Origin of the sequence: Burkholderia sp. DN3021 (assembly GCF_049805555.1) — a bacterium.
In the GTDB taxonomy this organism is placed as follows: Bacteria; Pseudomonadota; Gammaproteobacteria; order Burkholderiales; family Burkholderiaceae; genus Burkholderia; species Burkholderia pyrrocinia_C.
On record NZ_JBNCAB010000093.1, the window covers coordinates 21,310 to 27,696 of the forward strand.

Below are 6,387 nucleotides of genomic sequence, written 5' to 3' on the forward strand. Positions count from 1 at the left end.
CAGGCACGCGATGTAAAAGTCACGCGCGGAATTTTCGCGACAAAAAAAATGCGGCCCCGCTTTCGAGGGGCCGCATTCGATACTTCACTCAAACTGAAAGGGCGAAAACGTTCCTCGACTAGCGTCGCTCCGAAGTGGTTTCGGTCAACGTTCGCGGTGTCATAACCGTATTCGCCTTGTTCGCGTTGAGCTATTTACTGCATCGAATACCCGGAGACCGGGCATTCTCAATTCGTTGGTAGGCTCGATTGGACTCGAACCAACGACCCCCACCATGTCAAGGTGGTGCTCTAACCAGCTGAGCTACGAGCCTAGAGAAGCTGAAATTATATGGAGCTGCTATCGGTTTGGCAAGCGTTTTTATGCGGTCGCAGCAAAATAACGGTGTTCCAACCCCATCATGTCTTGCGACCGGCCCGTACGACGCCCTGCACCTCACCGAGCAGCGTGCAGGCGCGCTGGACTTGCGCCGAGTTCGACACCTCGACCGTGAACTGCATGAATGCCGCATTGCGGCGACTCTGCGTCTTCACACCCACCACGTTCATCTTTTCGCGCGCGAACACTTCGGAGATGTCGCGCAGCAACCCTTGCCGGTCGCTCGCCTCGATCATCAGGTCGACCGGATAGACGGACGCGCCGCGCCCGCCGAGCACGTCGGCCGACCAGGTCGTCTGCAGCACGCGTTCCGGCGCGCGCTCGACCATCCGGCGAAACGTCGGGCAATCGCTGCGGTGGATCGACATCCCCTTGCCGCGCGTGACGAAGCCGCTGATCGGATCGGGCGGCGCCGGCCGGCAGCAACGCGCGAGCTGGGTCAGCAGCGCGTCGACGCCCACCACCAGCACGCCGGTCGACGCACCGTGCGCAACGCTCGCGCCGCTACTGCGCTTCTCGAAATCGGCTGGCGCCTCGGGCGCCGGCTCGGGCGGCGGCGCATCCGACAGCGCATGTTCGACGTTGCGCAGGCTGAATTCTTCCTTGCCGACGACCGAGAACAACTCCTCGGGCGACTTGAAGCCGAGCTTCGCGGCGAGGTTGTCCAGGTTGACCGACGTCTTGCCCTCACGCTGCAGCGTCTTTTCGACGAGCGCCCGGCCATGCGCGACGTTTTCCTCCTGCTCGATCGAGTTGAACCACGCCCGCACCTTCTGACGCGCGCGCGAACTCTTCAGGTAACCGAGCTGCAGGTTCAGCCAGTCGCGCGACGGCCCACCCTCCTTCACCGCGACGATCTCGACCGTCTGGCCGTTCGCGAGCGGCGTGTTCAGCGGCACCATCACGCCGTCGACGCGCGCGCCGCGGCAACGATGACCGAGTTCGCTGTGCAAGTGGTACGCGAAATCGACCGGCGTCGCGCCCTGCGGCAGCGCGATCACGCGCGCCTGCGGCGTCAGCACGTAGATGTGGTCGTCGTCGAGCGACGTCTCGCGCAATTGCGCCCACGCCTGGTCGCCCGATACCCCCGGGCCGTCCTCGACATCGTCCTTCCATGCGAGCAACTGACGCAGCCACGCGATCTTCTCGTCATACTTGTCGCTCGCCGAGAACTGGCCGCCGTAGCCGCGCGCGCCGGCCTCCTTGTAGCGCCAGTGCGCGGCAACGCCGTACTCCGCGAAGCGGTGCATCTCCTGCGTGCGGATCTGCACTTCGAACGCACGGCCGTCGTCGCCGATTACGACCGTATGCAGCGACTTGTAGCCGTTCGGCTTCGGCCGCGAGATGTAGTCGTCGAACTCCTTCGGCACCGGCTGCCACAGGTGATGCACGATGCCAAGCACCGCGTAGCAATCCTTGATGTCGGGCACGATCACGCGAAACGCACGCACGTCGTACAGCTCGGCGAAATCGAGCTCCTTGCCGCGCATCTTGCGCCAGATGCTGTAGATATGCTTCGGCCGGCCGCTCACGTCGGCCTGGATGTGCGCGGCCGCCAACTCGTGCTGCAGCCGACCGATCGCCTGCGTGACGTACGCCTCGCGTTCGATGCGCTTCTCGTCGAGCAGCTTCGCGATCCGCTTGTAGGTGACGGGATCCTCGAAGCGGAACGCGAGATCCTCGAGTTCCCACTTCAGTTGCCAGATCCCGAGGCGGTTCGCGAGCGGCGCATAGATCTCGAGCGTCTCGCGCGCGACGTCGGGCGGCGGGTCGATCTTCGCGGCCGCGTAGTAGCGCAGCGACTGCAACCGCGACGCGAGCCGGATCAGCACCACGCGGATGTCCTGCGCGAACGCGAGCAGCATCTTGCGCAGCGCCTCGATCTGCGTGCGCCGCTCTTCCGCCGCATCGCGCCCCGCGTCGGGTACCGCATTCTGCGCGGCACGCAGGCTGACGGTGCCGAGCCGCAACAGCTTGCGCACGTCGGATACGAGCCGCGCCACTTCGTCGCCGAAACGCTCGGTGAGCTCGCGCTCCGGGTCGTTCAGGTGCGGCGTCAGTACGAACAGTGCGGCGGCCTGCATCGCGGGCGGATCGACGTTCAGCGTGCGCATGATCGACGCCGTGCCCGCCGAGTGATCGGCGAGCAGTTCGCCGGACGACAGCCGTGCGTCGCCGGCCCGCTCGCGCACGAACGCGAGCACGTCGTCGAACGACGGTGCCGCGACGGGGGAAGTGGAAACGGACTCGGTCATTGCACGGCCTGACGGAATGCGGTCATCGTCGGTTGATGCTCAGCTCTGCCCCGCTCAGCTCCGCTGCGCGGCGACGACCACGATCTCGACGAGCAGCGCCGGATCCGCCAGCTTCGCCTCGACGGTGGCGCGCGGCGGCGTGTTGCCCTGCGCGACCCATGCGTCCCACTCCGCATTCATGCCTTCGAAGTTCGCCAGATCCGAGATGTAGATCTGTACCGACAGCAGATGCGCCTTGTCGCTGTTCGCTTCGGCGAGCAGGCGGTCGATGTGGCCGAGCACTTCGCGCGTCTGGCCCCTGATGTCCTGCGCGGTGTCTTCGGCGATCTGGCCGGCCAGATACACGGTACCGTTGTGGATCGCGGTTTCGGAGAGACGGGCCCCGACGTGATGACGAATGACTGCCATGGAATGTTCCGGTCGTGAGTGGGTAAAGAATCGGACGACGACACGGCCCGCGTGCCACCGAACCGCATATTATGACGCGTTTATGCGTCGCCTTCGACGAAAAACCGCCGCGCGAGCGCAATCTGGTCGGCCCCGATGAACGCCGGCGCGTGGCCCGCACCGGGAATCTCGGCCTGCGTCACATGCCGGCCGCGACGCATCATGTCGGCCACCGTCTCGCGCGACAGCAGGTCGGACGTCTCGCCGCGCACGACGAGCAACGACGCGTCCGTCGTCTCGACGGCACGCCACAGCGCGGCCTCGCCGAGCGCGGCCAGTTCGGGCGTCGTCGCCTTGAACGGCTCGGCAATGCGCGGATCGTAACGCATCGTCCAGCCGCCTTCGGGCAGTTCGCGCAGCAGCGGCCCGTTGATCTCGCGCCACTCGTCGGCGCTCAGCGCGCCGAACGGCAGCGACAACGACGTCAGATAGTCGACACCCTCCTGCTCGGTCGCAAAGCGCGGCTGCACGCCAAGATACTCGCCGATGCGCGTCAACGAATCGGGTTCGATGCGCGGGCCGACGTCGTTGACGATCATCCGCCGCAGCGGCGAACCGGGCAGCCCCGCGAGCGCGATGCCGATCAGGCCGCCCATCGACGTGCCGAACCAGTCGACCGATTCGACGTCGAGCCGCGCGATCAGCGTCACCATGTCGGCCACGTATTGCGGGATCGCATAGAGCCGCGGATCGGCAAGCCAGTCAGACCGGCCGCGCCCGACGACATCAGGGCAAACGACGCGATAGGTATCGGACAGCGCGGCGGCGAGCCGGTCGAAATCACGCCCGGAACGGGTCAGGCCATGCACGCAGACCAGCACGCGCGGGTTGGCGGGGTCGCCCCATTCGGTATAGGCGACGTGATGAAGGCCGGCAGCGCTCGCACACTGCACGCGCCGCTGGCGAGGAACCGGGGGATTCGCTGGGGTCGTTGGCATCGTTGGCATCCTGTCGAACGGGGGCGCGCAGCGAGGCAACGCTGGTGCGGCCCAATGCAGACGATTGTAAACCGCTTCGGTCGCCCGACGCGGTCCGCCGCCGGCCATCCGTGCCGCGGAATGCTGCGCGCGTGATGTTCGCCGTGCGCCCTCTTTCGACGAAACGATCCGCACAATCGCGCGCAACGTCAACTCTCGTCCCAGCGCCACGCCGCCTGCAAGTGCTCGCGCATGAAGTCGACGAACGTCCGCACGCGCAACGCGAGATGCCGCCCGCCCGGATAGACCGCATGCAGCGGCGCCGCCGGCGCCGCATACGCAGGCAGCACCCGCACGAGCCGGCCCGCCTCGAGATCGGACGCGACGTCCCAGATCGACTTCAACGCAATACCCGCGCCGTCGAGCGCAAGCATACGCGCCGCGCCTCCGTCGTTGGTCAGCACCGCCGCCGCGACCTCGACCGCGATCGGGCCGTCCAAGCCATCGAACCGCCATTCGGCCTGCAGTTGCTCGCCCATCACGATGCAACGGTGCGCACGCAGCTCGCCGGGATGCACCGGTAAGCCGCATTCGACCACGTATGCCGGCGACGCGCACAGCACACGGCGGTTCGGCGCCAGTTCACGCGCGATCATCGACGAATCGGCGAGACTGCCGATCCGCACCGCGACGTCGATCTCGTGCGCGAGCAGATCGACGACCGTGTCGGTCAGAATCAGTTGCACGCACACCTGCGGATGCCGGCACCGGAACTCGGCGACGAGCGGCGCGATCCGCAATCGCCCGATCTCGCCCGGCGCGGTCACGCGCAGCAGGCCGCTCACCGTGCCGCGACGATCCTGCATCAGCGTTTCCGCCAGGTCGACTTCGGCGAGGATGCGCAGCACCTGTGCATGGAACAGAGCGCCCTCGTCGGTCAACGTCTGCCGGCGAGTCGTCCGGTGCAGCAGGCGCACGCCGAGCCGAGCCTCCAGGTGCGCAAGCCGTTTGCTGATGACCGACAGCGACAAGTCCTGCTCCCGCGCCGCCGCCGACAGGCTGCCCGCCGCGACGACGATCGAGAAGGTTTCCAGCGCAGGCAGGTCGTCGATCAGCATTCGAGCATCCTCGAGCCGCCGCCCTTTCCTTTTTTCGAATAATCCATTCGCTTCCCTTTGGTATTTATATCGAATTCGGAAACCTACCATGACGTCACTGCGCCATCCAGGCGCACCATCATGAAAAAGGAGAATCCGATGTCTGCCTTGCAACGATTCCTGCGCCGCTCGATTGCCGGCACGCTCGCGACGACGACGTTTGCCGCAGTCGCGCTACCGCCTGTCACCGCCAATGCGGCCGATCTCGCGGCTCCGTTGCACCTGACGGTCGCGGCCGGACTGCCTGCCGCGCAGGCGCGCGACCAGATCCTTGCGGCGCGCCGCTACGCCACGTTCTGGGACACCGGAGACGAGGCGCTTGCGCGCGCGGCACTCGCTGCCGACTTCACGGATCGCACGCTGCCGGCCGGACGCGCCCAGGGCCTGCCGGGGCCGCTCGCGGCATCACGAACGATGCGCGCGGCGATTCCCGACCTGCATTGCGAGATCGAGCAGATGATCGTCGCCGGCGATCGCGTCGTCGTCCACCTGCGGTTTCGCGGACATTTCACCGAGGTCTTCGGTAACACGACCGGTCATGGACAGGCGGTCGATTTCATCGCGACCGACATCTACCGGATCGCGGCCGGCCGGATCGCCGAGAACTGGCACATCGAAGACAACCTGACGCTGATGCGCCAACTCGGCGTCGCAAACTGAGGGCTCGGCCGATGACGAACTTCGATCCTTCGATGCGCACGGCCCGCCGCGCGTTTCTCGCACAGGCCGGTGCGGGCGCCGGGCTGGCCGCCGCCGGCGCGGTACTCGGCAGCGCGGTGCGGGGCGCAAGCGCCGCAACGGCCGGGCCGCTCGCCGCGCCGACCGCCGCACACGGCAAGTTCTGGCCGGACGACATCCGCCTGGCGATCTCGATCTCGATGCAGTTCGAAGCCGGCGGGCAACCGCCCAAGGGCGCGGACAGCCCCTTCCCGCCCGTCGCGTTTCCACCGTCCGTGCCGGTCGATCTCGCGTCAGCCACCTGGTTCGCTTACGGCTACCGGGAAGGGATTCCGCGCCTTCTCGATCTGTGGGACCGCCACGACGTGAAAGTCACGTCGCACATGATCGGGGAAGCCGCGCGCCGCCATCCCGAACTGGCCCGTGAGATCGTCGCGGGGGGGCCCCCACCCGCCCCCCCCCCCCCCCCCCCGCCCGCGCCAAAAAAGCGGCGGGCCGCGACATGAAGCGGCGGCGCCGGAACTTTGTCAACGCGTGATCGAATCACGCACTTTC

5 protein-coding genes, 1 tRNA gene and 1 pseudogene are annotated in these 6,387 nt (G+C 66.8%); 2 read left to right on the forward strand and 5 right to left on the reverse strand.

Translation table 11 applies throughout. The features are described 5' to 3' along the window. Positions 1-236: 236 nt before the first annotated feature. From ACPUER_RS30905 to ACPUER_RS30925, 5 genes are all read right to left on the reverse strand, one after another. A tRNA-Val gene (locus ACPUER_RS30905) sits at positions 237-313 on the reverse strand. A gap of 85 nt (positions 314-398) precedes the next feature. After that, a complete protein-coding gene (locus ACPUER_RS30910) occupies positions 399-2,633 on the reverse strand; it encodes a RelA/SpoT family protein (RefSeq protein WP_425132960.1) in 2,235 nt (744 codons plus the stop codon). Positions 2,634-2,687: 54 nt separating this feature from the next. Continuing rightward, positions 2,688-3,041: a RidA family protein gene (locus tag ACPUER_RS30915; RefSeq protein WP_034184009.1), complete on the reverse strand. Its 354-nt coding sequence runs from the start codon at positions 3,039-3,041 to the stop codon at positions 2,688-2,690. A gap of 80 nt (positions 3,042-3,121) precedes the next feature. Continuing rightward, positions 3,122-4,018: an alpha/beta fold hydrolase gene (locus ACPUER_RS30920; protein WP_425132961.1), complete on the reverse strand. Its 897-nt coding sequence runs from the start codon at positions 4,016-4,018 to the stop codon at positions 3,122-3,124. A gap of 188 nt (positions 4,019-4,206) precedes the next feature. After that, on the reverse strand, positions 4,207-5,115 hold the full coding sequence (locus ACPUER_RS30925; protein WP_425132962.1) for a LysR substrate-binding domain-containing protein: 909 nt from the start codon (positions 5,113-5,115) through the stop codon (positions 4,207-4,209). A gap of 138 nt (positions 5,116-5,253) precedes the next feature. On the opposite strand from ACPUER_RS30925, the gene ACPUER_RS30930 reads away from it, so the two are divergent. Further along, complete coding sequence (locus ACPUER_RS30930; protein ID WP_175961576.1) at positions 5,254-5,814, forward strand: ester cyclase; 561 nt, start codon at positions 5,254-5,256, stop codon at positions 5,812-5,814. Positions 5,815-5,825: 11 nt separating this feature from the next. Next, a pseudogene (locus ACPUER_RS30935) lies at positions 5,826-6,299 on the forward strand (polysaccharide deacetylase family protein); the annotation flags it as partial. Positions 6,300-6,387 lie beyond the last annotated feature (88 nt).

What these genes read in the sequence shown, in the direction of transcription:
- ACPUER_RS30910 (WP_425132960.1), bottom strand. Translation starts at nt 2,633, where the DNA reads ATGACCGAGTCCGTTTCCACTTCCCCCGTCGCGGCACCGTCGTTCGAC.
- ACPUER_RS30915 (WP_034184009.1), bottom strand. Translation starts at nt 3,041, where the DNA reads ATGGCAGTCATTCGTCATCACGTCGGGGCCCGTCTCTCCGAAACCGCG.
- ACPUER_RS30920 (WP_425132961.1), bottom strand. Translation starts at nt 4,018, where the DNA reads ATGCCAACGACCCCAGCGAATCCCCCGGTTCCTCGCCAGCGGCGCGTG.
- ACPUER_RS30925 (WP_425132962.1), bottom strand. Translation starts at nt 5,115, where the DNA reads ATGCTGATCGACGACCTGCCTGCGCTGGAAACCTTCTCGATCGTCGTC.
- ACPUER_RS30930 (WP_175961576.1), top strand. Translation starts at nt 5,254, where the DNA reads ATGTCTGCCTTGCAACGATTCCTGCGCCGCTCGATTGCCGGCACGCTC.